The following is a 25,549-nucleotide window of genomic DNA, read 5'->3' on the forward strand; positions in this document are numbered from 1 at the left end:
CCCTCCCGCTCAGCTCGCGGCGACCAGTGCCGCGGCGGCCGCGCGGGCGTGGTCGGCCTGCCCTGGGTCGTCGAGGACGGCCGCGCTGACCATCGCGCCCTCGGCGAGCAGGAACAGCTGCGGCGCCAAGGCGTCGGGCAGTCCCGCCGCCGAGACCAGCTCCGCGAGCTGCCCGGCGAACGCCCGCTTGTGCTCGCGCGCCAGTCGCGCCACGACGGCGGAGGTCGCCCCCAGCTCGCCGTAGCCGTTGACCCACGCGCACCCGCGGAAGCCGGGCTCGCGGAACCAGTCACCAAGCCAGTCGAACACCGCCAGGACCCGGTCGCGCGGGTTGTCCACCGCCGCGACGAACGCCGCGAGCGAGCCGCGCCAGCGCAGGTCGCGCCGCCCGAGGTAGGCCTCGACCAGCTGCTCCTTGGCCGGGTACAGCGCGTAGAGCCGCTTGAGGGACACGCCGGAGCCGCCGCGGATCTCGTCCATGCCGACGGACTGGACGCCGCGGGCGTAGAAGAGGTCCTCCGCGGTGTCCAGCAGCCTGGTGCGCGCGGTGTCGTCGTCGAGGGGCATGCGGGATCCGACCGGTCGGGGTTGCCTGGGGAACGTGCGTTCTCTACGGTACCGGAGAACGCACGTTCTCACTCGGAGGCGCACCCGTGGACCGACCACCACTCCCCCCGTTCACCCTCGAGACCGCCTTGCGGAAGGTCCAGGCCGCGGAGGACGCCTGGAACACCCGCGACCCGGAACGGGTCTCGCTCGCCTACAGCGAGGACTCGGTGTGGCGCAACCGCGACACCTTCGTCCGCGGCCGGGCGGAGATCGTGGAGCTGCTGACCCGGAAGTGGCGGCGGGAGCTCGACTACGCGTTGCGGAAGTCGTTGTGGGCCTTCACCGACGACCGCATCGCCGTGCGCTTCCAGTACGAGTGCCGCGACGCCGGGGGCACCTGGTACCGCAGCTACGGCAACGAGAACTGGGAGTTCGACGCCCACGGGCTGATGACGAGGCGGGAGGCGAGCATCAACGACGTGGTGATCGCCGAGTCGCAGCGGCGCATCTTCGGGCCGCGGCCCGAGTCCGAACGCGACTCGACGATCCCGCTGCGCTGACCGTCAGGTCCCGAAGGCCACCACGTAGGTGACCACCACGCCCAGCAGGTAGACCGGGTAGCCGACGCGGGCCGCCTTGCTCAGCCTGCGTTCGGCGACCTCGTGCCCGGTGCCCGCCAAGCGCTTGCGCAGCATGGCGACCAGCACGCACGTGGCCGCGAGCAGGATGAACGCGTAGTACCCCCACTCCAGCGCGACCGTGTAGCTGACCGACGGCAGCTGCGAGGTCACGTTGTTGAGCAGCACCGCCGTGCTCAGGATCGCGGTCACGCCCATCGACACCGGCGCGCCGCCGTCGGAGGCGGAGAAGAACAGCGACAGGTAGGTCACGCAGATCAGCAGCACCAGCGGCAGCAGGTTCTTGACCAGGAACGGCAGCGTGTCGCGGGCGATCTCCACCTCGCCCGCGTACTGGCTGTAGTAGATGCCCGAGGCGCCGTCGCTGTCGCCGAGCGCGTCGCTGCTGCCGACCGTGCGCTGGAAGAACCGGGCGGAGGTGGCCACCCAGTTGGGGATCTGGTTGATGCCCGCGTCCGCGTCGGCCCCGCTGCGCAGGTAGTGCGACGGCTCCTCGTTGAGGATCTCCTTGTCCGTCACGTAGACCACCTGGTCCGCGGTGCGGGACCGGTTCTGCAGCATGACGACGAGCTTCTGGTGGTCGAACGGGAAGCCGCGGAACTCGAAGCCGCTCTTGAACCGCTCCCCCACCCGGTAGAGCCGGTAGGTGGCACCGTCCTCGGTGACGTCGCGCAGCGGCTGGCCCAGCTTCAGGTCGGGTTTGACGGCGTTGACGAACTGCACGTCGGCGGCCACCGGGTCGCCGGTGTAGCGCAGCCACAGGAAGAAGTCGACGAAGTAGGTGCCGTCCCTGGTGTCCAGGTCGCGGACCTCGTTGAGGTTGATGCCGGTCGACACGACCTGGCGGCGGCTCAGGTACCGGTCGCCGATGGCGATGGCGCTGCCGTCGGCCAGCGCGGCGCGCAGCGCGTCGGGCGACGGCGGCTCGTAGATCGTGAGCTGCACGGGCGCCGACACGAACCGCGTCCCGTCGCTCGTCACCACCGACACCGGCATCTGCGCGGAGCCGGTGGGGGTGAAGTACAGCGGGCCGAGCAGCGCGGGGAACGAGTTCTTCTTGTCCTTCAACGCCGCCAGCCCGTCGCGCACCCGCCGCCGGTCCTGGGCGCGACCGTCCTCGGTGAACACCAGACCGCGCGTGCCCATCGCGTGCAGGCCGACGTTGAGGGCCTGGCGGGCCGTCGCGGCCTGCCACAGCGGCTGTTCCCCGTACCGGCGCTGGTAGTCCTCCGCCCACGCCAGCGCGGGGCCGGAGAGCGAGTCGTTGGCCAGCGGCGTGCCCACGTAAAGGTTCCGGGTGAGCTGCCCGGCCCGCCCGGTCTCGCGCTCGGCCTTCAGCAGCGCGTCGTGGAACGTCCGGGTGCCGAGCGTGGCGGTGCCGAGGATCGGCGCCTGCACACCCGCGGCGCGCAGGCCCTTCACGACCGCCAGGCCGCGTTCCTCGGTGGTGGCCAGCACGATCGGCGCCGTCGGGTCGACCGCGCGCACCACCTCGTCCACCGACGTGCCGTCGCCCAGCGGCAGCGTGGCCGAGGCGGAGCCGAGCTTGCCGAAGGAGTCCACGAAGGCCTCCCGGACCGACCGGCCCGACTCGTCGGTGTCGTGGACGAGGGTCGCCGACCTCGCGCCGAGCACGTCGGCGACGTAGACCGCGAGGAAGTCCGACTGGGTGCGGTTGCCGAACATGCTGCGGAAGTACCAGTCGCTGCTGTCGGTGATCCGCGACGACGTGGCCGAAGGGGTGATCGCGGGGATCCCGGCGCGCTGGTAGATCGGTGCGGCGGCCAGCGCGGTGTCGCTGCTGCCGTGCCCGACGACGTAGACCACCCGGTCCTCGCGGACGATCGTCTCCGCGATCCCGGTCGCCTTGCCCACGTCGTCGGCGTCGTCGTAGACCAGCAGCTCCACCGGGTGGCCGTTCACCCCACCGGCCTTGTTGACCGTCTCCAGGTGCATCCGCAGGGCGTTCTCCATGTGCCGCGACGCCGTCGCGGCCGGTCCGGTCATGCCCGCGACCATCGCCACGTACACCGGATCCCCTTGCTGGCTGCCGGAAGCGGTCCACACGCCCAGCACGCCGAGCAGGACGACCACCACCGCGCCGACCGCGACCCACGACCGCACGGCCCGGCGGCCGGACCGGCCGACGGCCGCGGGCTCCTCGGGCCGCGGCGGGTCGACCAGGTCCACCACCTCGGCGGGCGGCACCGGCGCGACGCCGTCCAACGCCCCGCGCGCCCGACCGGTGGCAGGGTCGGCCTCCAGCGCGAACGCCCGGTCGAGGCAGAACCTCCGCTCGCCGTCGTCGTCCACCAGTTCGGCCAACCACCGCCACGCGGGCTCGTACGCCTTGTCCGCCGCCAGCGCGGCGCCGAGCAGCTCGCGGGCGCGCGACGGGTCCGACTCCCGCGACTCGACCGCCCGCCGGGTGAGCGCGATGGAACTGTCGATTTCTTCCGGCACGGCAGACCTCCGAGGTCGATCACCAACCCGGCGGAGGGTAGAGATGTCGCGCGACCACGATCGATGATCCTTCGACCGGGTGACGGAAAGGCGGAAGCCGAACACCGTGGAACGACCTGTGCGCCTATTCGGGACCACTTCGGGAAATCGACGGAAAACGTGGACCGGCGCGACGCGGGATCACCGCGCGGGCGTGCGCCGATCCGCCGAGGCGCGGTCGGTCAACCGCGGCGGCAACAACGTCAGCGGCGGCGTGGGAAGGCCGTCCAGCTTGCGCCGCAGCAGCGCCACGGCGTGGTTGCCCAGCTCCTCGGCCGGGATGTGCACCGACGTCAGCGGCGGGTTCATCAGCTCCGCGTAGTCGTCGGCGCACAGCGCCACCACGGCGATGTCCTCCGGGACCTTGCGCCCCAACGCGCGCAGGCTCTCCACCACCAGCGGCAGCCCGACCTCGTTGTGCACCACCAGCCCCGTGAGCGCCGGGTGGTCGTGCAGCAGGTCGGCCACCAGCCTCTGCACGGCGCCGCGGTCGTGCTCCAGCGGCGAGGTCGTCATCGCCACGCCGCGCCGCATGGCCGCCGCGCTGAACCCGGCCATCGCCCGGTGCGCGAACCCCGTGTCGCGGCGGTAGACCGCCCTCGGTGCGCCCAGAAGGCCCACGTACCGGTGCCCCAGATCCGCCAAGTGGTCTACTCCGCGCGCACCCGCCGCGGCGAAGTCCAGGTCCACGCACGTCAGTCCGGACGCGTCGGCGGGCACGCCGATCAGCACGGACGGCCGGTCGAGCTCGCGCAGCACGGGGACCCGCTCGTCGCGCATCTCCACGTCCATCACGATCAGGCCGTCCACGCGGGCGTTCTCCACCGCCCGCCGCAGGCTGTCCGGTCCGTCGTCGGCGGTCAGCAGCAGCACGTCCTGCCCGCCCCGCCTGGCCGCGCTGGCGACGGCGAGCAGGAACCTCGTCACCACCGGCATGTTCATGCCCTCGCGCAACGGCAGGACCAGCGCCAGCACGTCGTTGCGAGCCGTGTAGGCCGACCGCGCGGACACCGTGGCGTGGTAACCGAGCAGCCGCAGGCTCTCGCGCACCCGGACCTTCGTCGCCTCCGAGATCGAGCGCCTGCCCGTGAGGACGTACGACACGGTGCTCGGCGCGACGCCGGCGTGCCGAGCCACTTCCGCGATGGTGACCACGTCGTCCCCTCGCAACCGTCAGCTACCCAGTGATTGGTCTACCGCAGGCTACGGCCACAGCAGTCGGGTCCGTAAGCCCCAACCGGTAACCCGAAGCGGCCCGCCGAGACGGTTTCACCCTGACGGACGCCGGGCGACGGGCCCCGCGGATGTCGAGAAGAGCCCGCTGAACCCGTTCGAAAGCATTCGACTCGAATGACGTCGAATTGTTGGTCGAAATGTCGAATATCGTCTGGGCGCGACCATTCCATTGACGCAAAGCACACACATTCGTAATATTCGTTTCACCAGTCTGCACACCGTTCATATTTGTGAATACGGACAGCCTGAACACCCCATCACCGAAGGGCACACAGCCATGCGGTTGACCAGGTACGCGCTCGCGCTGTCGACCGCGCTCGTCGTGGTCGGCGCACCGACCGCGGGCGCTTCGGCACCCGATCCCGGCAGGCAGGTCCTGCCCTCGGACGACGGTTGGGCGTCCAGTGGCACAGGCACCACGGGCGGTTCGGCCGCCACCGCCGAGCACGTGCACGTCGTGCGGAACCGGGCGGAGCTGGTCACCGCGCTCGCGGACACCGCGCTCGCGGACACCGCGCCGAAGATCGTGTACGTCGAGGGCGTCGTCGACGCGAACACCGACGCGACCGGGAAGTCGTTGTCCTGCACGGACTACGCGACCGACGGCTACACGCTCGACGGCTACCTGGCGGCCTACGACCCGGCGGTGTGGGGCCGCGACCTGGAGCCGTCCGGGCCGCTGGAGGACGCGCGCGCGGCGTCGGCGAAGAGGCAGACCGCCACGATCGGCCTGCCGGTCACCGCGAACACCACGATCGTCGGGCGCGGCCGCGGCGCCGGGATCACCGGTGGCAGCCTGCGGATCCACGGCGTGGACAACGTGATCGTGCGGAACCTGACGTTCAGCGACACCCGCGACTGCTTCCCGCAGTGGGATCCCAACGACAACTCGCCCGGCGAGGCGCCCGGCAACTGGAACTCCCTCTACGACTCCGTGTCGCTGCAAGGCGCGACGCACGTCTGGGTCGAGGGGAACACGTTCACCGACCAGCCGAACCCGGACAGCGCGGCGCCGGTGTACTTCGACCGGCCCTACCAGAGGCACGACGGGCAGCTCGACATCACCAACGGCTCCGACCTCGTCACGGTGTCGCGCAACCTGTTCACCGACCACGACAAGACGATGCTGATCGGCTCGTCGAACAGCTCGACCGTCGACCCCGGCAAGCTGCGCGTCTCGGTGCACCACAACGTCTTCCGCGGCACGCAGGAGCGCTCGCCGCGGGTCCGCTTCGGCCAGGTGCACGTCTACGACAACCTCTACGAGCCGCGCGCGGACCTCGTCTACAACTGGGGTGTCGGCGTGAGCTCGAAGATCTACGCGGAGAACAACTACTTCCGGCTGCGCGAGGGGGTGAAGCCCGAGCTGGCCCTCTACAACTGGGGCGGCACCGCGATCACCGAACGCGGCACGCTCGTCGACGGCAGGCCCACCAGCCTGCTCGCGGCGTTCAACGCGGCCAACCCGACCAAGGTGCTCGGCGACGACGTGGGCTGGACGCCGACGTTGAACCGGGGCCTGGAGCCCGCGTGGCGGATCGCCCGGCTGAAGGCGGGTGCCCAGGCGGCGCCGAAGCGGATCAGGGTGGAGGGCGTCGGCGAGTACGCCACCGTGCAGTCCGCGATCGACGCGGCGCCCGCGGGTGGCACGGTCACGTTGCAGAGGGGCGTCTACCACGAGGTCGTCACCGTTCCCGCGAGCAAGACCGGGCTGGTCCTGCGCGGTGCCACCGGGAAGGCGTCGGACGTGGTCATCGACTTCGACAACGCCTCCGGCACGAAGAAGCCCGACGGCACCACCTACGGCACGACCGGCAGCGCGACGGCGACCATCGCGGCCGACGACTTCACCGCCCGCGACCTGACGTTCCGCAACTCCTTCGACCGGGCGGCGCACCCGGAGATCACCGCCACGCAGGCGGTGGCGATGAAGGCCACCGGCGACCGGATGCTGTTCGACCGGGTCACCTTCCTGAGCCACCAGGACACGCTCTACGCGGACAGCCCCTCGGCCGCCACGCGCGCCCGCCAGTACTACCGGAACTGCTCGATCAGCGGGGACGTGGACTTCATGTTCGGCCGCGCCACGGCGGTGTTCGACCACGCGACCATCACGGCGCTGGACCGCGGCGGCAACCCCAACGGCTACCTCACCGCCGCGAGCACCAAGCGCGACAACCCCTTCGGGTTCCTGGTCGTCAACAGCACGGTCGTCAGCTCCGCCAAGGCCGCCACCTACTACCTCGGCAGGCCCTGGCACCCTGGCAACGACCCCGACTCGATCGCGCAGGTCGTCTTCCGGGAGACCGTGCTGCCCGCCGCGGTCAAGTCGACGCCGTGGACGGACATGTCCGGCTTCTCCTGGAAGGACGCCAGGTTCGCCGAGTACCACAACACCGGCGCGGGCTCGGGCACCGGGACGGACCGACCGCAGCTCTCGGCCGCCGACGCGGCGAAGTACACCGTGCGGGCCTACCTCGCGGGCGGCGACGGCTGGAACCCCGCATGACCGCACTCGACAGCAGACCCGCGGTCGCGGCACCGCGGCGGCGCAGGCGGCAGTGGGCGCCGTACGCGCTGATCGCGCCGACGGTCGCGGTGCTGGCGGCGTTCCTGCTCTACCCCATCGGCAGCGTCCTGTACTACAGCCTCCAGCGGTACAACGTGACGCAGCCGTGGAAGAACGGCTTCGCCGGGCTGGACAACTTCCGCAGGATGCTGTCCGACGACCCGCTGTTCTGGCAGAGCCTGCTGTTCAGCACGAAGTGGGTCGTGGCCCAGGTCGGGCTGCAACTGCTGCTCGGCCTCGCGCTCGCGCTGATCATCAACGAGACGTTCGTCGGCCGCGGTCTCGCCAGGTCGCTGGTGTTCTCGCCGTGGGCGGTGTCCGGGGTGCTCACCACCGGCATCTGGATCCTGCTCTACAACCCGTCCACGGGGATCTTCCAGGAGCTGGCGAACCTCGGCGTCGGCGACCACGGCACGTCGGTGCTCGGCGACCCGGCCACGGTGTTCCCGGCCACCGTCGTCGCCGAGCTGTGGCGCGGGGTCCCGTTCTTCGCCATCCTGCTGCTCGCCGACCTCCAGACGATCCCGAAGGACCTCTACGAGGCGGCGTCGGTGGACGGCGCGGGCCGGTGGCGGCGGTTCCTCAGCGTCACGCTCCCCCACCTGCGCGACGCGATCGTGCTCTCCACGCTGCTGCGCGCGGTGTGGGAGTTCAACAACGTCGACCTGATCTACACGCTGACCGGCGGCGGACCCGCCAACCAGACCACGACGCTGCCGCTCTACGTGGCGCGCAAGGCCGTCGACTCGCACGACTTCGGCTACGGGTCGGCGCTGACCGTCGCGGGCTTCGTGATCCTGCTGTTCTCCTCGATCCTCTACCTGCGGCTGTCCAAGTTCGGGAGTCGAGCATGACCGAGACGCTGGTCCGCGAGACCGTCGCCGAGCCCCCGGACCGCGCCGCTCCCCCGCGCCGCAAGCGCCGGGAGGACCCCGGCCGCGGCTGGCGGCTGTACCTGCCGCTGGGGCTGTACCTGCTGTTCACGCTGGTGCCGTTCTACTGGATGCTCGTCTTCGCCTTCCGCCCCACCGGGTCCACGGCGCTGGTGCCGTGGCCGATCACGTTCGAGCACTTCGACACGGTGTGGAACGACCTGGGCTTCGGGCTGTTCTTCCGCAACAGCCTGCTGATCGGCGTCGGCACGCTCGGCGTGGTCAGCGTCCTGGCGCTCGCGGGCGGGTACGCGTTGGCGCGCTTCCGGTTCCGCGGCCAGCGGGTCTTCCTGCTCGCCCTGCTGTGCACGCAGTTCATCCCCGGCGCCATGATGCTGATCCCGCTGTTCGTGATCTTCAAGGGCGCCGGGCTGCTCAACAGCCTCACCGGCCTGGTCGTCGCGGACACGGCGTTCCAGCTGCCGCTGGCGCTGATCCTGATGAGCGGGTTCGTGCGCAACGTCCCGGTGGAGCTGGAAGAGGCCGCGATGGTCGACGGCTGCACGCGGCTGCGGGCGTTCTTCGCGATCACGCTGCCGCAGCTGCGGCCCGCGCTGGTTGCCGTCGGCTCGTTCGCGTTCATCGGGGCGTGGAACAACTTCCTGTTCGCGCTGATGTTCGCGAGCAGGCAGGACAAGTTCACCCTGCCGGTCGGGCTCAGCTACGCCCTCGGCGAGTTCAACACCGACTTCGGCGCGCTGGCCGCCGGTGGCGTGGTCGCCGCCGTGCCGGTCGTGCTCGTGTTCGCCGTCGTCCAGAGGTTCCTGGTGCAGGGCTTGAGCGCTGGTGCGGTCAAGGGATGAGTACACGGAGGAGAACCATGAGGATCCGCGGCGCGTTGGCGGTCGCCCTGTCCCTGGGTCTGGTGCTGACCGGCTGTTCGGACGCGGGCGGCGGCGGCGGCAACGCCACGATCACGTTCTGGGACAACAACGGCGGCCCCGGCCGCACGCCGATCTACGAGGAGCTGATCAAGCGGTTCGAGGCGGCGAACCCGACCATCAAGGTCGAGTACGTCGGTGTGCCGAGCGCGTCGGTGCAGCAGAAGTACGACACCGCGATCGCGGGCGGGTCGACCCCGGACGTCGGCGGCGTGACCACGTCCTACCTGGCCAACATGATCGGCCAGGACGCGCTCGAACCGCTCGACGAGCGGGTGGACTCCGGCCCGCTCAAGGGGAAGCTGCTGCCGAACCTGGTCGAGACCGTCCGCCAGACCGCGCCGGACAACAAGCTGTACTCGCTGCCGTCGTCGGGGAACCTGGACGTGATCTGGTACCGCAAGGACTGGTTCGAGCAGGCCGGGCTGACCCCGCCGACGACGTGGGACGAGCTGGTCGACCGGGCCACCAAGCTGACCGACGTCGGCCGGAACCGCTACGGCTACACGATCCGCGGCGGTGCGGGCTCGGTGTTCCAGCTGCTCACCGAGGCCTACGCGTACTCGGGTGTGGAGAAGTTCTTCGACGGCACCACGAGCACCGTCAAGGACCCGGCCAACGCCGAGCTGATCGGCAAGGTCGCCGCGCTGTACAAGAAGGCGACACCCGAGGCCGACGTGAACAACAACTACACGCAGATGGTGGCCCAGTTCACCGGCGGCTCGGTCGCGATGATGCACCACAACCTCGGCTCCTATTCCGACGTCACCAAGGCACTGGGCACCGACGAGGTCGGCGCGATCACGCTGCCGGTCGGGCCGTCGGGCAGGAAGACCGTCGTGCCCAACCCGACCGACGGGTTCGCCGTCTTCAAGAACAGCAAGAACCCCGACGCGGCCTGGAAGTTCGCCGAGTTCCTGGTGTCGCGGGAGAGCAACAGCTACTGGAACGAGAAGGTCGGCCAGATCCCGGCCAACACCGACGTGCGCTCGGAGGCGTGGATCGAGAAGAACCAACCCGTGAAGATGGCGCTTGGTGTGCTGGAGGACAAGGCGACCAGGATCGTGCCCGCCCCGGTGTACCTGCCGGAGTACTCGTCGATCACCAAGACCGACAGCGAGCCCGCCTACCAGAAGGTGCTGCTGGGCCAGCTGTCCCCGCAGGAGTTCCTGACCGGGCTCGCCGACAAGCTCACCACCGCCCAGCAGGAGTGGGAGGAGCGGAAGTGATCACCTCGGTCGGGGTCCGGGTCTTCACCACCACCGCGCACACCTCGGTGGACGTGGCGGGGCACCGCCACCCCAGCGAACCGCACGAGGTGCGCGAGGCGCTGCTGGAGATCACCGACGACGAGGGCCTGACCGGGCGCTGCCAGATCGCGCCGGACCAGCTGCGCCCGAGCGTGCTGGACAAGCACGTGCGGCCGGTCCTGCTCGGCCAGGACCCGTGGGACCGCGAACGGCTGTGGCGCGAGATGGCGCACGGGCAGCGCGGCTCGCACGGCGGGTTCACCGACCGGGCGCTCGGGTACGTGGACCAGGTGCTCTGGGACCTGGTGGGGCGCAAGGCGGGGCAGCCGCTGTGGAAGGTGCTCGGCGGCTCGCGCGACCGGGTCCCCGCCTACGCCAGCACGATGTGCGGCGACCAGACGCCCGGCGGCCTGGCGACGCCGGAGGACTACGCGGCGTTCGCCCGGCAGCTGGTCGGGCTCGGCTACCGGGCGATCAAGCTGCACACCTGGATGCCGCCGGTGCCGGGTGCGCCGAGCGTGCGGATGGACGTGCGGGCGTGCACGGCGGTGCGCGAGGCCGTCGGCCCCGACGTGGAGCTGATGCTCGACGCGAACCACTGGTACCGCCGCACCGAGGCGCTCGCGCTCGGCAAGGCCGTGGAGGAGCTGGGTTTCTCCTGGTACGAGGAGCCGATGGAGGAGGCCTCGACGAGCTCCTACCGCTGGCTGGCCGACCAGCTCGCCATCCCGGTGATCGGCCCGGAGGTGGCGTGGGGCAAGCACATGACCCGCGCCGAGTGGGTCGGCAGCGGGGCCTGCGACATCCTGCGCGCGGGGGTCAACGGCTGCGGCGGCATCACACCGGTGCTCAAGGTGCTGCACCTGGCCGAGTCGTTCGGCGTGGACTGCGAGGTGCACGGCAACGGCTCGGCCAGCCTCGCCGTGCTCGGCGCCTCCGAGGCGAGCCGTTGGTACGAAAGGGGTCTCCTGCACCCGCTCGTCGACTTCGACCGGGTGCCACCGCACCTGAACTCGATCGTCGACGCGCTGGACCCCGACGGCACCGTCCCCCTGCCCACCCTGCACGGGCTGGGTGACGACTGGAACCTCGACCACGTCGCGGAGCACACCGTCGAGAAGTGGTGACCGCTCCCCCGCGAAGTGCCCCCGTCCCACCGGACGGGGGCACTTCGCATTCACCGCACCATTCGGCGGAACGGGCTCGCTATTACGCCAATCGAATTCGACGAATGCGAATCGAATGGTGTCGAACGAGTTCGCATATGAGTTTTACCCCATTCCGCGTTGACCATCCGAACATATCGTTGTTACACTGGTATTTCGCCGATAATTTGAGACCCGCCGCCACATCGGCGCTCAGAGTCAGAATCGGTTTTTGGACCTGCCGACAACTGCCGCCGGCCCTGTCCGAAAGCGGCTACAGCCGCATTCCAGAAGAGGTACCCGAATGTTCAACGCCATCGACAGGAATCCACGACTCCGACGCCCCTGGCGCGCCGCCCTGCTGGCCGCGATGGTCGTCGCGGGCACCGCCGTCGCCGCCCAACCCGCGGTCGCCGCCCCGTTCGACCTCGCGGGCTGGGCCACCCAGGGCGGGGGCACGACCGGCGGCGGCAGCGCCTCACCGGTCACCGTCTCCGACGCCACGGCGTTCACCAACGCGGCGAAGTCGACGAGCGCCTCCGTGATCCGGGTGTCCGGCACGATCAACCTGTCGTCGATGACCAAGGTGGCCTCCAACAAGACGATCATCGGCGTCGGCTCCAACGCTCAGATCACCGGCAGCGGCCTCAACGTCGCCAACGCCTCGAACGTGATCATTCGCAACATCAGCTTCCACGACTGGGACGACGACGCCATCAACGTCCAGTACTCCACCCGCGTGTGGATCGACCACAACTCGTTCGCCAACGGCTACGACGGCGCGGTCGACGTCAAGCGGGCCTCGGACTACGTGACGGTGTCGTGGAACAAGTTCTCCAGCCACGACAAGACGATGCTGCTCGGGCACGACGACGGCAACGGCTCCGAGGACACCGGCAAGCTGCGCGTGACCTACCACCACAACTGGTTCAACGGCACCAACCAGCGCCACCCGCGGGTCCGGTTCGGCAACCCCGTGCACGTGTACAACAACTACTACGGCGGCGTCACGTCCTACGGCGTCGCCTCCACGAAGGACGCGGGCGTCCTCGTCGAGGGCAACTACTTCGAGAACACCAAGGACCCGTTCCACCGCGGCGAGGGCAGCTCGCCCGCCGCGAACCTGGTGGCCCGCAGCAACTACTTCGTGAACTCCGGCGCGGGTGACGCGGGTGGTTCCGTGAAGACCATCCCGTACTCCTACACCCTGGACGCCGCCAGTGGCGTCAAGTCGAGCGTCACCAGCGGCGCGGGCGTCGGCAAGATCTAGGCCCGGCCGGCTCCCGATGCCTGGCTCGGCTCCTCGGAGCCGAGCCAGGCATCCGGCCCGAAGACCTCGTACTGGATCCGCTCGGCGGGCACGCCCCGGTCGAGCAGCGCGCGCCGCACCGTCCGCATGAACGGCAGCGGGCCGCACAGCAGCGCGTGCGCCTCGGGGTCGACCTGGATCAGGTCGGGATCGACCAGTCCTTTGTGGACCTTGGTGCCGAGCGGCAGCCCCTTCCTCCGCGACGACTTCGTCTCGTACCAGAGCGCGAGCGAGGCACCCGGTAGCCGGTCGACGGCGTCGACCAGGTCCGCGCGCAGCGGGTGCGCCTCGGGCGACCGGTCGGCGTGCAGGACGGCGACCGGCCGGGTGGACCCGACGGCCACCAGGTGGCGGAGCGCGGCGACGATCGGCGTGGTCCCCACCCCGGCACTGGCCAGGAGAAGCGGCGAGTCGCCCCGCGGCAGAACCAGGTCGCCGAACGCGGGTCCGACCTGGAGGCGGTCGCCGACGCGCACCCGCTCGTGCAGGTGCGTCGAGACCATCCCCTCCGGGCGGTCGCCGTCCGCGCGGTGGCGCTTGACGGTGATCCTCAGCGGACTCTCGCCGGGCGCGGAGCTGACCGTGTACTGCCGGATCTGCCGTCCGAGGTCCGGCAGGTCGACGGCGACGCCGACGTACTGGCCCGGCAGGGGCGGGCGAGCGGGGTCCTCGTCGGGTTCGAGCAGGAACGACGTCACGTCCTCGGTGTCGCGGTGCACGTCGACCACCGTGTGCGGCGTGAACGGGCGGCTGAACGTGCTGCCCGCGCGCTCGTACTGGCGCGACTCCTCGGCGACCAGCAGGCAGGCGAACAGCCAGAAGACCTCGTCCCACGCCGCGATCACCTCGGCGGTGGCGGCGTCGCCGAGCACCTCGCCGATGGCGGCCATGAGGTGGCGGCCCACCACCACGTACTGGCTCGGCGTGACGCCGAGCGAGGCGTGCTTGTGCGCGATCCGGCCGACGATAGCGGTGAGCGGCACGGGTTTCATCCCCGCGAAGTGCCCCGCGACCGCGGCGACGGACATGGCCAGCGCCTGCCGCTGCTCGCCGTTGGCCTGGTTGCCCCGGTTGAACAGGTCGAGGAGCTCGGGGTGGGCGTCGAACATCCGGTCGTAGAACCGGCCGGTGATCAGGGATCCGTGCGCGACGACGGTGTCGGCGGTGGCGCGGACGACGCGGACCGAGTCGGGGGCGAGCATCAGGGGGACCTCCAGGGGTGACCGGGTCTGGCGTCAAAAACGTATCAGCGATACCTCTTTAAAGCCGGCGCTCCGACTGGAGATCATCGCGATCTCGGTCACAAAGGGGATTGTGCCGTACCGGTTTGCTACGCTGCCCGCCATGCGGCTGACCAGGGGAACGGACATCGCCCTGCGCGTGCTGATGCTGACCGCGGTGCAGGACGAGCAGAGCACCGTCGACGAGCTGTCGGCCGCGCTGGACGTGCCGCGCAACCACCTGGCCAAGATCGTGCAGCGGCTGGCGCACAGCGGTCTGCTGCTGACCGTCCGCGGCCGGGCGGGCGGTCTGCGGATCGCCCCCGAGGCGCTGGAGTGGTCGGTCGGCCAGCTCGTCCGCGACTTCGAGGGCGACCACGAGGTGATCGACTGCGAGGACCCGCCGTGCCCGTTGCGCGGCGCGTGCAGGCTGCGCGGGGCACTGCGCCGCGCGCACGAGGCGTTCCTCGCCGAGCTGGACGCGGTGTCGTTGCGCAGCCTCGTGGAGAAGCCGACCGGACCGCTCCTGCACCAGCTCACGGCGCCTGCGCCCTAGCCGGGCCAGCGGGCGTGGAAGTCGTCGATCCGGTACGGGTGGGCGTGCCGCCAGCGGCCCGCGACCGGTGCCGCGTCGCACAGGTGCTCGTGGTCGGGGGCGAGGCCGTCGTGCTCGTGCTCCACGACCTCGGGGTCGTGCGCAGGCCACAGCCGGACGGCCACGACGGTCGCCCCCGCGGTGACCGCGGCCAGCACGACCAGTGCCGACGCGCCGCCGACCCAGCCCGCCAGCGGGTAGCAGAGCAGCCAGCAGGCGTGCGACAGGGCGAAGTCCGCGGCGAACACCGCGGGCCGGTCCGCCGCGTCGGCCGACCGCCTCAGCAGCCGCGCGCCCGGCGTGAGCACCAGCGCCCCGCCCGCGCCGACCGCCGCCCACAGCCCCAGCAGCACGGGCCACCGCCAGGTCCCGGACGTCGCCGCGACCACCGGGACGGCGAGGACGAGCGTGGCCGCGAGCAGTGCCGCGGCGCGGACCACGACCACGCGGTCGGCGTGCCGGTCGAGCAGCGCGGGCAGCGCGAGCGCGGCCAGCAGCGAGCCGCATCCGTTGGCCCCCAGGGCGACCGCCACGTCGACCGCGGTCAGCCCGAGCCCGTCGCGGACGTAGCCGACGGTGTTCACGAACACCACCGACCCCGCCGCCGCTGCGGCCAGGTGCACCGCGAGCAGACCGCGCAGGCGGGGTGTCGCCAGGTAGATCCGGATCCCCCTGGTCACGGCGCCACGCCCTCGGCGGGTCGTGCGCGGGGACGGCAGCAGCACCGACACGACCAGCACCGCGGAGGCGAGGAAACCCAGTGACGTGCCGAGGAACAGCCGGTCGAAGCCGACGACGGCCAGCACCACGGCGGCGAGCAGCGGGCTGAGCAGGCTCTCCAGGTCGTAGGCGAGCCTGCTGAGCGTCAGGGCCGCGGTGTAGTCGCGCTCGTCGGTCAGGACGTCCGGGATCGTGGCCTGGAACGTCGGCGTGAACGCGGCGGACGCGGCTTGCAGCACGAAGACCAGGACGTACACCTGCCACACCTCGCCGACCCACGGCAGCACGACCGCCACCGCGGCCCGCACCAGGTCCAGCCCGACCAGCATCGCCTTGCGCGGCACCAGACCCGCGAGCGCGCCCGCCAGCGGCGCGACCACCACGTAGGCCACCATCTTCACCGCCAGCGCGGTCCCGAGCACCACCCCCGCCTCCGGCCCGGCCAGCCGGTAGGCCAGCAGCCCGAGCGCCACCGTCGCCAGCCCGGTCCCGGTCAGCGCGACCACCTGCGCGAGGAACAGCCGTCGGTAGGTGCGGTTCCGCAACGCCACCAGCACCGCGCGCCCCTTCCGTCCGAAGGGTGGCACTATATGTGCTCATGTACGCACGCGACGACGTCGCAACAACCACCGACTGGCAGCAGCTACCTCCTGGCGAGCACGTCGAGTCGGCCGTGGACGTGTTCCGCATGCTCGCCGACGGCACCCGGCTTCGCGTGCTCTGGCTGCTCTGCGGCGCCGAGTACGACGTCACCGCGCTCGCCGCCGCGGTCGGCACCGCCCGCCCCGCCGTCTCCCAACACCTCGCGAAACTCCGCCTCGCCGGCCTCGTCACCACCCGCCGCGACGGCCGCCGCGCCCTCTACCGCGCCAGGGGCGGCCACGTCCGCACGATGCTCGCCGAGACCATCCAGACCGTCGACCACCACCTCACCGGCACTCCGGACCACGACTGATCCGATTCGAGGCCCGTGGGGTCGCGGGAGGCGGAAGACTCCGGGCATGGCAGGGATGAGGCGGCGGGGGTCGGGGCGGGAGCCGGGGGCGGACCTGGCGGAGTTGGCCGTGCGGGCGAGCAAGGACGCGCGTGGGGTGGATCCGGCGCTGTTGGACGGGTACCTGGAGGTGTTGGCGGCGATCAGCGTGACCCGGCACCGGATCGGGGACGACCAGAAGCGGTTGCGGCACGAGGTCGGGGGGCGGGCGGCGGCGCAGGGCGTGGCGTTGCGAGACCTGATCGACCTGTACCTGAGCGCGACGTGGATCGCGTGGCCGACGTTGCCGGGGGTGGAGGGGGCGGCGGGGACCGAGGCGTTCCGGGAGATCGGCGAGGCGGTGTTCCGGGCGGTGGACGCGACCGTCGTGGAGCTGGCCGAGGGGTACGAGCAGGCGCAGCGGTGGTGGGTGCGGCAGGAGGAGTCGCTGCGCCGGGAGTTCGTCGACGACCTGCTGGACGGCCGCAACCTCGGGCAGCTGGCCGAACGGGCGGAGCGGTTCGGGCTGCGGTTGGCCGCGAGCCACGTCGTCGCGGTGGTCACCGCGTCGGAACCGTTCCTGGACGGAGGTGCCGTCGCCCGGCAAGTGGAGGCGTCGCTGCACCTGCGGCTCGGGTCGCGCGACGTGCTGGTGACGACCAAGGACAGCCTGCTCGTGTGCGTGGTGCCGGGGACCCTCGTCGACGCCGCGGACGAGTACGTGCGGCAGGTGTCGCTCGCGGTCGGCGCGGACGTCCGGTGGCGGGCGGGCGTCGGGCGGGCGCAGCCGGGACCTGGTGGCGCGGTGCGGTCGTTCGAACAGGCCAAGCACGCGGTGGGGATCGCGGCGAAGCTCGACCTGCCCGGACACCTGCACAAGGCCGAGGACCTGCTGGTGTACCAGGTACTCCTGCGCGACAGCGCCGCGCTGGCCGAGCTCGTCGGCGTGGTGCTGGAACCGCTGCGGACGGCCAGGTCGGGGGCGCGGCCGCTGGTGGACACGCTGGCGGCGTACTTCGCCACCGGGCGGGTCGCGACCGTCACCGCGCGCAGGCTCCAGGTCGGCGTGCGCACGGTGACCTACCGGCTGAGCCGGATCAAGGCGCTCACCGGCTACTCCGCCGACGACCCCGAACAGGCCTTCACGCTGCAGGTCGCGGTGCTCGGGGCACGGCTGCTCGACTGGCCGGAGCACGACGTGCCGTGATCACGACCTTGCCGGTGCCCGGCAACCAACGGGCACCGCAAGCGGCCTGCCCACGCACTGCCCCCGCCCGGCGCGCTGCCCCAGGATTGGGGAACACGCTGGGGAGGGGCCCGTGAGACACCTGCACTGGTACTGGCCGCCGGGAGTACCGCACCCGTCGGCCGTGCCGATCCTGATCGTCATCGTCCTGCTCGTCGCCACCTGCGCGATCCGCCACCTCGCGCTGCTGCGGCTGTCCGACCCGCCGCGCCGGGCACCGTCCACTTCGGACCGCGACCGCTACGAGCGGCTGCCGGACGTGGAGATCGCCGAACGCCGTCCGGACCGCGACCTCCACCACGTCGGGTAGCCCACGACGAGCAGCAGGCACAGCCAGGCGAACCAGTCGCCCCACCGGGCGTAGACCGTGCCGCCCTCCGGCATCGGCAGGGTGCCGGAGACCGCGACGAACGGCGTGGCCGACCCGGTCGCCGCCTGCGCGACCACCCTGCCGGTCGGGTCGCTGAGCGTCAGGTAGCCCAGGTGCGCCGCGCGGGCGACCGAGAAGCCGCTTTCCACGCCGCGCAGCACCTGCACGCGGCTCTGCGACCAGGCGTCGACGGTGAAGTCCAGCGCCGGGACCACCAGCAGCCCCGCGTTCGCCCGGCCGTAGGCGCGGCCGAACTCCGGGTGGCCGAGGTCGGCGCAGACCGCGATCCCGATCCGGCCCGGTGCGAACGCGAGGTCGGTGCCCGCGGTGAACGCGTCCTCCAAGCCGGGCACCAGGTGGTTCTTGGTGTAGACGACCGGTTCGTCCCCCTGTCCCGACAGGTACAAGGCGACGTTGCGGAGAGCGCCCGCCGACCGGAGCTTCACGCCGACGACCAGGTCGACGCCCCTGGCGCGGGCCGCCGCGGACAAGGGGTCGAGCAGGGTCGGCAGGGTCGTGTCGTCGGCCTGGAAACCCTTCTCCGGCAACACGACCACCCTCGTCCCGTCGTCCGGCGCCGTGGTGAGCCAGCCGACGTACGCGGCCACGAGGTCCCGACCGGCCGGGGTGTCCATCCGCACCTCGTCCTGGTCGGTGCGGGCGGACAGCAGGGTGATCCGGGGCGAGGTCACACCGTCCACTGTGGCCAGTCGGACGAAGCCGTACCCGAGCGCGAGGCCCAGCACCAGGACTCCGCCCAGCGCCGCCCCGCTCCGGCCGGTGGTCACCACGACCGCGACGACCGCGGGCACCAGCGCGACGAGGAAGCTGACGCCCCACCCGCCGGTGAGGGACGCGACCTGGAGCACCGGGAGCAGGTCGGACTGGGTCGGCGCCAGGCTCCAGTTCGCACCGGCGGGCGTGGCCAAGCCGACCACGTACTCGGCGCCCGCGACGGCGGCCGGGAACAGCGCCGCGGCCACCGGTCCGTGCCCGCGCAGCAGTGCCGCGCGGAACAGCAGCACGGCCCCGGTGAGCAGCGACGGGAACAGCACCAGGGTCAGCAGCACCAGCGGCGGCGGCAGTCCGAGGTCGAACGCGTAGTAGTGCCACACGTTCGCCCCGCCGAGCAGGTGGGCGACGAACGCCGCCGCGGCGGCCGTCCGCACCGACACCGCCGGTGCCAGCAGCAGGATCGGCAGCGGTGCCAACCAGGTCAGCCACGGGATCGGGCGCAGGCCGGTGCCGAAGTACTGGAGGACCGCCGTCCCGACGACGGCCAGCACCACCCGGCTACGCGCGGACACCATCGAGGACCCTCCCCAGCGCGGTCCGGCACAGCGCCCGGAAGTCGTCGTCCGGCACCGCGAGCCGCCCGCCCGCCCGGAGCTGCACGAGGCCGTGCAGGGTCGCCGAGACGACCAGGGCCAGCTCCCACACGTCGTCCTGCCGCAGCACACCGGTCCGCATGCCCTCCGTCAACGCGTCCGCCAGGACGCCCAACGTCGGTGACGCGCTCGCCTCCTCCGGGAACCGCCGGGCCCCGGCGCGCGGTTCGGTGAACAGGAACGCGTAGAGGTGCGGCTGCTCGAGGGCGAAGTCCAGGTAGGCGTCGAGCGCCTCGTCCAGCCGGGCCTGGTAGTCGGTCGACCAGTCGCGTTCGCCCCACCGCGCGGCCAGTGCGGCGAAGCTCGTGTCCGCCACCGAGTCCAGCAGGCTCTCGCGGTTCGGGAAGTGCCGGTAGATGGCCATCGCGGTCAGCCCCGCGGCCGTCGCGACCCGCCGCATCGTGACCGCGGCCGACCCCTCGGACACCAGCAGGTCGTGCGCGATGGCAGCGATGCGATCGCCCGTCGAAGAAGACATGTATACACCGTACACGTCAATGCTTACGGCGTATACATCCGGCTACGGAGCCAGTAGCGACTCCCGGTGTTCCCAGGCCAGCGCCAGCAGCGCCGCGCCCGCCGCCTGGGTCGGTTCGTCGTGCGCGAACCGGTGCACCCGCGCCGCGGTGAACGGGAGCGCCTCCAGCACGCGACCCTCGTCGTTGTGCGCGACCAACCCGGTGAACAGCTCGTCGAACAGCGGCGCGTCGAACACGGCGACGGTGAGCATGTCGGTGGCGAACGTGAGCGGATCGACGCCCATGCCCAGGTACGACACCCGCACGCCGTCCCCGAGCGCGGCGGTCAGCCGGGCCGCGAACGGCCAGGCCCCGTAGTCGATCGGCGCGCGGTCGGCGCCGTGGTCCTCGGACTCGCCCAGCAGCTCCTCGGCGAGCTCGCGGACGGTGTTGCGCCACAGGGAGAAGTCGTTCGCGGTGTTCCACGGCTCGTCGCCCGCCGCCTGGAACACGCCCACGGGCAGCACCTGGTAGAGGCCGCCCGCGTGACCGACCTTGGCCGGGTCGCGCCAGTGCAGGAAGAAGGTCGCGGCACCGGTCGAGCGGTCGAGGCGCAGCGTGAGCGTGCTGATGGCGAGGTTGACCGGACGGCGGGTGGGGTCGCACGGGTCGCCCACCGCGGCGCGGAGCGGGTGGCCGTCGGCCAGGCCCAGGTCGTGGGCGGCGTACTCGTGGGCACAGGCCTCGCCGACGTCGATGCCGTCGAAGTAGTGGCCCGGTCCGAAGTCGAGCCGGGACTCGGCGAGGTCGACGGCCAGCAGGCGGTAGGTGGAGCGGTTGGCGAACACGGAGGGTGACGCGTGGGCGGCCATGGCGGCCGAGTAGGTGGAAGCGCCCGGTGGCAGGACCGGGCCTGCGGTGCCGTCGACGCCGTCGAACGGGGCGTCGGGGCACCACCGGAGGTGGAGGTCGGTCAGCGGCACGGGCCGCGCCGGGAGCCAGGCCGGGTCCGCCAGCAGCGGCGTCGCGGCCACCTTGGTGATCTCCGGGTAGGCCTCGGCGGCCCGCACGGCGAGGGCGTGGCGGTGCGCGGTGAGGTGGGCGCGCGCCTGGAGCCACTGTTCCGTTCGTGTGGTCATGGTGAAGCGGAAGGTACCCCCTGAAATCGTTTTGCGGTGTTGCATTTCCGACCGATCGCCGCACGTCAAGCCCCTGCACCGCACGCGGAGGGTGACATCGCGCCACCCGGTCAGGGCATGCGTCGAAAGGGGCGTGTGACTACCCTGGGGTTCGTGCAGAGTGCGACAGAAGGGAATTTTTCCGTCCGAGTGCGGCGGGTTGCCGGAGCCACGGTCGTGACGGTCGTGGGCGAGGTGGACCTCGACACCGCACCTGAGTTGGAGTTCCGCCTCATGGACGCGGCGGGTGGTTCGGAGCCGCTCGTGGTCGATCTGACCGGGGTGACTTTCTTCGCGTCGGCGGGGCTCGCCTGCCTGCTCACCGCCAGGGGGCGGGGTGGTAGACCGCACCTGGTCCCGTCACCCGCTGTGGCCAAGGTGCTGACGCTGTCGGACCTCGAGGACTTCATGCCCCGCAGCGAGTCGCTGGAAGACGCGTTGGACCGCGTCGCGAGCTAGCGGGCACCGGCGAGGTCACACCGCGGGTAGCGCCGCGACCAGATCCTCCCACAGGTCCTCGACGTCCTCGATGCCGACGGACAGCCTCACCGTGCCCTCTCCGATCCCCGCCGCCAGCAGGCCCTCCGCGTCGAGCTGGCGGTGGGTCGAGCTGGCCGGGTGCACCACCGTGGTCTCGACTCCGCCCAACGAGGCGGCCAGCTTCACCAGCCGCACGCCCTTGGTGAACGCGTGCCCGGCCGACCGACCGCCGAGGAGGTCGAACGCGAGCACCCCGCCGAAGTCCGACAGGTGTCCGCGCGCGATCTCGCGGTCGGGGTGGTCGGCGTGCCCCGGCCAGCGCACCGACCCGACGGCCGGGTGCGCGGCGAGCCGTCCGGCGAGCTCGGCCGCGTTGGCGCAGTGCCGGCGCATCCGCAGCGCCAGGGTCTGGATGCCGCGGATCGTGAGCCAGGCGGCGAACGGGTCGGGCGCGGCGCCGAGCTCCATGGCGTGGTGCCACACCTGGCGGTAGCGGGCGTCGTCGGCGAACACGAGCACACCACCGGTCACGTCGGAGTGCCCGCCGAGGTACTTGGTGGCCGAGTGCAGCACGACGTCCGCGCCGTACTCGATCGGCCTGCACAGCATCGGGGTGGCGAAGGTGTTGTCCACCACCGTGAGCAGCCCGGCCTCGCGGCCGGCGGCGAGGAACGCGGGCAGGTCCACGACCCTGGTCACCGGGTTCGCGATGGTCTCCAGGTAGAGCATCCGGGTCGTCGGCCGGACCGCCGCGGCGACCTCGGCCGGGTCGTCGCCCGCGACGTAGGTGACGTCGACGCCGAACCTGGCCGCGAGGTCGTTCAGCATCGCGAACGTGCCGCCGTACAGGCAGTTCTGCGCGATCACGTGGTCGCCCGAGCGCAGCGTCGACAGCAGCACCGCGCTGATCGCGCCCATGCCGGACGCGGTGCACACCGCCGCGACCCCGCCTTCGAGCCGGGACATCTGCTCCTCCAGCGCCCGGATCGTCGGGTTGCCGTAGCGGGTGTAGACGAACCCGCTGTCCGGCGACTCCAACGCCTCCGCGAGCGCGTCGGGGTCGTCGAAGGCGAAGTTCGAGGTCTGGAAGATCGGGACGCTGACCGGGCGGGAGTTCGGCGGCGTGGACGCGGTGACGTGGACGGCACGGGTGGAGGGGCGCATGTCCCCAGCCTCCGGGGCGGACCGCGGGCCGGACAGCGCCAATTCCGGCTAAATTGGTTTGATGACGGAGCCAATCCCGTGGCCGGTCGACCGGCTGGTCGCGCAGCTCGGCCGCTGGTCGGTCAGCCGGGGACCGCTGTACCTGCTGCTCGCCGAACGCCTGCGCCAGCTCATCGACTCCGGCCAGCTCCCGCCGAGGGCCGCGCTGCCGCCGGACCGGGTGCTCGCGGAGCGCCTGGCGGTCGGCCGCACGACCGTCGTCGCCGCCTACGACCGGCTCCGCCAGGAGCACAAGCTCGAGCGGCACCAGGGCCGCGGCACGTGGGTGGCGCCCGCGGTGCTGTCCGGGACGCGGCCGGGCGCGGTGCCGTTGGCGAACCCGATGTTCGTCAACTACCTCGAACCGGTCGAGGGCGTGATCGCGTTGGCGTGCACGGCGCCGCACGGTCCGCCGCCGGAGCTGGCGCGGGCCTACCGGAGGGCGGTCGACCGGCTGCCGGGACCGGACAGCGGCGACATCGGCTACCACCCGACCGGGCACCCGGAACTGCGCTCCGCGCTGGCCGGGCACTACACCCGGCGCGGTGTCCCGACCACGCCGGAGCAGATCCTGGTGACCACCGGCGGCCAGCAGGCGCTGGCGCTGCTCACCCGGCTGTTCGTCGGGCCGGGTGACACCGTCCTGGTGCAGGGTCCGACCTACCCCGGCGCGCTGGAGCTGTTCCGCGACGCCGCCGCCGTACTGGAACCGGTGCCCGGAGACGACGTGGCCGCGTGGACGGCCGCGTTCGCCACCCGGCCCCGGCTGGCCTACCTGAACCCGACCAACCACAACCCGACCGGCCGGACGACGTCCGCGCTCACCCGGCGGCGGCTGGTGGAAGTCGCCGCCGCGCAAGGGGTTCCGCTGATCGACGACGAGGTGCTGGCGGGGCTGTCGTTCGACGGCGGGCAGCCGCCGGGGCTGGCCGCGTACGGTCCGGCGATCACCGTCGGCTCGTTCACCAAGGTGGTGTGGGGAGGTCTGCGCACCGGCTGGGTGCGCGCGACCGAGGGCGACATCGCGCAGCTGGCGCGGCTCAAGGCGATCCACGACCTCGGCAGCGCCGCTCTGGAACAGCTCGCCGCCGTGGAGCTGCTGCCGGAGCTCGACGAGGTGTCGCGGCGGCGGGGCGCGGAGCTGCGGCGGCGCCACGACCACCTGTGCGCGGAGCTGGCGGAGTCGTTGCCCCAGTGGGACTTCCGACCCGCCGACGGCGGCCAGTGCCTGTGGGTGCGGCTGCCGCGGGGTGACGCGTCGGGGTTCGCCCAGGTGGCGTTGCGCTATGGCGTGGCGGTGCTGCCCGGCACGGCGCTGGACGCGGCGGGCGGGAGCACCGACCGGCTGCGGATCCCGTTTACCGCGCCACCGGAGGAGATCGGCGAGGCGGTCCGGCGGATGGCCCGCGCGTGGGAGGCCTACCAGCGCGTCGGCGGCCCCGCGCCCGCCTCGGTGCACGCGATCGTCGTGTAGCCGGTTAACCGGTCGGCCCGCGTGCTGCGGCCTGGTAGCGTTTCCCTTGCCCAGCAGCAGACCGAGGAGGTGGGACCCGATGACCGCTGGTTCAGGTCGGGTGCTCCCGCCGCACGGCCGCACGGGTCGGTAACAGCGGGAGAGCGCCCATCGGCATCCCCGGAAGGCGAACCCCCATGGCACTCCCCCATTCCCGGATCGTCGCGGTGCTGCGCGCCGCGGGCTGCGTCTTCGCCGAGGACGAGGCCCGGCTGCTCGTCGAGGCGGCCACGACACCCGCCGAGCTCGCCGCGATGGTCGACCGCCGCGTCGGCGGACTCCCGCTGGAGCACGTGCTCGGCTGGGCCGAGTTCTGCGGCCTGCGCGTGGCCGTCGACCCCGGCGTCTTCGTCCCCCGTCAGCGCACCGAACTCCTGGTCCGCCAAGCCGCCTCGCTGGCGCCGTCGGGTGCCGTCGTGGTCGACCTGTGCTGCGGCTCCGGTGCCGTCGGCGCGGTGCTGGCGCGGCTGGTCGACGACATCGACCTGCACGCCGCCGACGTCGACCCGGCCGCGGTGGCGTGCGCGCGCCGCAACATCGCCGCCGACCGCGTGCACGAGGGTGACCTGTACGCCGCGCTGCCCGCGGGTCTGCGCGGCCGGGTCGACCTCCTGGTGTGCAACGCGCCGTACGTGCCCACCGCCGCGATCGGCACGATGCCGCCGGAGGCCCGCGAGCACGAGCCGCTGGTGGCGCTCGACGGAGGGCCCGACGGCACGGACGTCCACCGGCGCGTGGCCGCCGACGCCGCGCTCTGGCTCGCCCCCGGTGGTCATCTGCTGGTCGAGGCGGGCAAGCGCCAGGCCCCGGTCACCGCCGCCGCCTTCGCCCGTTCCGGACTTGTCCCGTGCGTCGTCACATCCGACGAATTGGACGCAACGGTCGTGATCGGCAGCAAGTCGGTGTGATCGATTCCACGCAGTGGGAGAAATGATGATCCGCCATTCGACTCCCACTTCTGCACAACAGCATGCACGGTGAAGATGCACGTGCATCCGCACGACTTCAGAATGCCCCAGGAAACCATTCTGACCTGCGCTTATACCCACTATTCCTATCAGCGCAGGTCGACGGCACCAACCGCCATTCAGCCCGTTCGTCCCCGACCGGCAACCGTTCGGCGATAGCAGGAGCTCCCCCGATGGCTTTCCCGCGCGCAGGTGCGGCACCATTGACGTCATGATCGAGCGGGCG

Annotated in this window: 23 protein-coding genes; 14 read left to right on the forward strand and 9 right to left on the reverse strand. The window is 71.7% G+C overall.

Going from position 1 to position 25,549, the window contains the following annotated elements; all coding sequences use genetic code 11:
• Positions 1 to 9: 9 nt before the first annotated feature.
• On the reverse strand, positions 10 to 567 hold the full coding sequence (locus CLV43_RS21930) for a TetR/AcrR family transcriptional regulator (protein ID WP_106189107.1): 558 nt from the start codon (positions 565 to 567) through the stop codon (positions 10 to 12).
• An 86-nt stretch (positions 568 to 653) separates the two neighbouring features.
• Here CLV43_RS21930 and CLV43_RS21935 point away from each other — a divergent pair, with 86 nt between their 5' ends.
• The gene (locus CLV43_RS21935) at positions 654 to 1,109 is read left to right on the forward strand and encodes a nuclear transport factor 2 family protein (RefSeq protein WP_106189108.1); all 456 of its coding nucleotides are present in this window, start codon (positions 654 to 656) and stop codon (positions 1,107 to 1,109) included.
• A 3-nt stretch (positions 1,110 to 1,112) separates the two neighbouring features.
• Here the strand turns inward: CLV43_RS21935 and CLV43_RS21940 are convergent, their stop codons facing one another.
• A complete protein-coding gene (locus CLV43_RS21940; protein ID WP_106189109.1) occupies positions 1,113 to 3,650 on the reverse strand; it encodes an ABC transporter substrate-binding protein in 2,538 nt (845 codons plus the stop codon).
• A 180-nt stretch (positions 3,651 to 3,830) separates the two neighbouring features.
• The gene (locus CLV43_RS21945; RefSeq protein ID WP_342749802.1) at positions 3,831 to 4,826 is read right to left on the reverse strand and encodes a LacI family DNA-binding transcriptional regulator; all 996 of its coding nucleotides are present in this window, start codon (positions 4,824 to 4,826) and stop codon (positions 3,831 to 3,833) included.
• A 376-nt stretch (positions 4,827 to 5,202) separates the two neighbouring features.
• On the opposite strand from CLV43_RS21945, the gene CLV43_RS48535 reads away from it, so the two are divergent.
• The 6 genes from CLV43_RS48535 to CLV43_RS21975 all read left to right on the forward strand — a co-directional run bounded on the left by CLV43_RS48535 (position 5,203) and on the right by CLV43_RS21975 (position 12,972).
• Entirely contained in the window at positions 5,203 to 7,434 is a 2,232-nt protein-coding gene (locus CLV43_RS48535; protein WP_211304469.1) for a pectinesterase family protein, read from the forward strand.
• The gene (locus tag CLV43_RS21955) at positions 7,431 to 8,348 is read left to right on the forward strand and encodes a carbohydrate ABC transporter permease (protein WP_106189111.1); all 918 of its coding nucleotides are present in this window, start codon (positions 7,431 to 7,433) and stop codon (positions 8,346 to 8,348) included. The genes CLV43_RS48535 and CLV43_RS21955 overlap by 4 nt, the downstream gene beginning before the upstream one ends.
• Positions 8,345 to 9,229 (forward strand): carbohydrate ABC transporter permease, encoded by an 885-nt coding sequence (locus CLV43_RS21960; RefSeq protein WP_106189112.1) that lies wholly within the window; start codon positions 8,345 to 8,347, stop codon positions 9,227 to 9,229. Before CLV43_RS21955 ends, CLV43_RS21960 begins: the two co-directional genes overlap by 4 nt.
• A gap of 17 nt (positions 9,230 to 9,246) precedes the next feature.
• Entirely contained in the window at positions 9,247 to 10,536 is a 1,290-nt protein-coding gene (locus CLV43_RS21965; RefSeq protein WP_245886795.1) for an ABC transporter substrate-binding protein, read from the forward strand.
• On the forward strand, positions 10,533 to 11,684 hold the full coding sequence (locus tag CLV43_RS21970; RefSeq protein WP_106189114.1) for an enolase C-terminal domain-like protein: 1,152 nt from the start codon (positions 10,533 to 10,535) through the stop codon (positions 11,682 to 11,684). The genes CLV43_RS21965 and CLV43_RS21970 overlap by 4 nt, the downstream gene beginning before the upstream one ends.
• Positions 11,685 to 12,006: 322 nt before the next feature.
• Positions 12,007 to 12,972 carry a pectate lyase family protein gene (locus tag CLV43_RS21975; RefSeq protein ID WP_106189115.1) on the forward strand — a complete coding sequence of 322 codons (966 nt, stop codon included), beginning with the start codon at positions 12,007 to 12,009 and terminating at the stop codon, positions 12,970 to 12,972.
• Here CLV43_RS21975 and CLV43_RS21980 read toward each other — a convergent pair.
• Entirely contained in the window at positions 12,969 to 14,213 is a 1,245-nt protein-coding gene (locus CLV43_RS21980; protein WP_106189116.1) for a globin domain-containing protein, read from the reverse strand. The genes CLV43_RS21975 and CLV43_RS21980 overlap by 4 nt on opposite strands.
• Positions 14,214 to 14,355: 142 nt before the next feature.
• Between CLV43_RS21980 and CLV43_RS21985 the strand changes: the two genes are divergently transcribed.
• A complete protein-coding gene (locus CLV43_RS21985; protein ID WP_106189117.1) occupies positions 14,356 to 14,787 on the forward strand; it encodes an RrF2 family transcriptional regulator in 432 nt (143 codons plus the stop codon).
• Here CLV43_RS21985 and CLV43_RS21990 read toward each other — a convergent pair.
• Positions 14,784 to 16,103 carry an MFS transporter gene (locus CLV43_RS21990; RefSeq protein ID WP_106189346.1) on the reverse strand — a complete coding sequence of 440 codons (1,320 nt, stop codon included), beginning with the start codon at positions 16,101 to 16,103 and terminating at the stop codon, positions 14,784 to 14,786. The two genes, CLV43_RS21985 and CLV43_RS21990, sit on opposite strands and share 4 nt — an antisense overlap.
• A gap of 41 nt (positions 16,104 to 16,144) precedes the next feature.
• Between CLV43_RS21990 and CLV43_RS21995 the strand changes: the two genes are divergently transcribed.
• The 3 genes from CLV43_RS21995 to CLV43_RS22005 all read left to right on the forward strand — a co-directional run bounded on the left by CLV43_RS21995 (position 16,145) and on the right by CLV43_RS22005 (position 18,075).
• Positions 16,145 to 16,501 carry an ArsR/SmtB family transcription factor gene (locus CLV43_RS21995; protein ID WP_106189118.1) on the forward strand — a complete coding sequence of 119 codons (357 nt, stop codon included), beginning with the start codon at positions 16,145 to 16,147 and terminating at the stop codon, positions 16,499 to 16,501.
• Between the two features lie 46 nt (positions 16,502 to 16,547).
• Positions 16,548 to 17,726 carry a PucR family transcriptional regulator gene (locus CLV43_RS22000; RefSeq protein WP_211304470.1) on the forward strand — a complete coding sequence of 393 codons (1,179 nt, stop codon included), beginning with the start codon at positions 16,548 to 16,550 and terminating at the stop codon, positions 17,724 to 17,726.
• Positions 17,727 to 17,838: 112 nt separating this feature from the next.
• The gene (locus tag CLV43_RS22005; RefSeq protein WP_146174864.1) at positions 17,839 to 18,075 is read left to right on the forward strand and encodes a hypothetical protein; all 237 of its coding nucleotides are present in this window, start codon (positions 17,839 to 17,841) and stop codon (positions 18,073 to 18,075) included.
• Here CLV43_RS22005 and CLV43_RS22010 read toward each other — a convergent pair.
• From CLV43_RS22010 to CLV43_RS22020, 3 genes are read right to left on the reverse strand one after another with little or no spacing between them, the layout of a single operon-like run.
• Positions 18,006 to 19,445 carry a nitrilase-related carbon-nitrogen hydrolase gene (locus CLV43_RS22010; protein ID WP_146174865.1) on the reverse strand — a complete coding sequence of 480 codons (1,440 nt, stop codon included), beginning with the start codon at positions 19,443 to 19,445 and terminating at the stop codon, positions 18,006 to 18,008. The two genes, CLV43_RS22005 and CLV43_RS22010, sit on opposite strands and share 70 nt — an antisense overlap.
• The gene (locus CLV43_RS22015) at positions 19,429 to 20,001 is read right to left on the reverse strand and encodes a TetR/AcrR family transcriptional regulator (RefSeq protein ID WP_106189122.1); all 573 of its coding nucleotides are present in this window, start codon (positions 19,999 to 20,001) and stop codon (positions 19,429 to 19,431) included. The genes CLV43_RS22010 and CLV43_RS22015 overlap by 17 nt, the downstream gene beginning before the upstream one ends.
• A gap of 42 nt (positions 20,002 to 20,043) precedes the next feature.
• Positions 20,044 to 21,120, reverse strand: a complete 1,077-nt coding sequence (locus tag CLV43_RS22020) for a transcriptional regulator (RefSeq protein ID WP_106189123.1) — start codon at positions 21,118 to 21,120, stop codon at positions 20,044 to 20,046.
• Positions 21,121 to 21,237: 117 nt separating this feature from the next.
• Between CLV43_RS22020 and CLV43_RS22025 the strand changes: the two genes are divergently transcribed.
• Entirely contained in the window at positions 21,238 to 21,618 is a 381-nt protein-coding gene (locus CLV43_RS22025) for an anti-sigma factor antagonist (protein WP_106189124.1), read from the forward strand.
• Between the two features lie 15 nt (positions 21,619 to 21,633).
• Here the strand turns inward: CLV43_RS22025 and CLV43_RS22030 are convergent, their stop codons facing one another.
• The gene (locus tag CLV43_RS22030) at positions 21,634 to 22,803 is read right to left on the reverse strand and encodes a trans-sulfuration enzyme family protein (RefSeq protein WP_106189125.1); all 1,170 of its coding nucleotides are present in this window, start codon (positions 22,801 to 22,803) and stop codon (positions 21,634 to 21,636) included.
• Positions 22,804 to 22,864: 61 nt separating this feature from the next.
• Here CLV43_RS22030 and CLV43_RS22035 point away from each other — a divergent pair, with 61 nt between their 5' ends.
• Positions 22,865 to 24,316, forward strand: a complete 1,452-nt coding sequence (locus CLV43_RS22035; protein ID WP_106189126.1) for an aminotransferase-like domain-containing protein — start codon at positions 22,865 to 22,867, stop codon at positions 24,314 to 24,316.
• Between the two features lie 176 nt (positions 24,317 to 24,492).
• On the forward strand, positions 24,493 to 25,263 hold the full coding sequence (locus CLV43_RS22040) for a putative protein N(5)-glutamine methyltransferase (protein ID WP_106189127.1): 771 nt from the start codon (positions 24,493 to 24,495) through the stop codon (positions 25,261 to 25,263).
• The last annotated feature ends 286 nt before the right edge of the window (positions 25,264 to 25,549 follow it).

Source organism: Umezawaea tangerina, assembly GCF_003002815.1.
GTDB lineage: Bacteria > Actinomycetota > Actinomycetes > Mycobacteriales > Pseudonocardiaceae > Umezawaea > Umezawaea tangerina.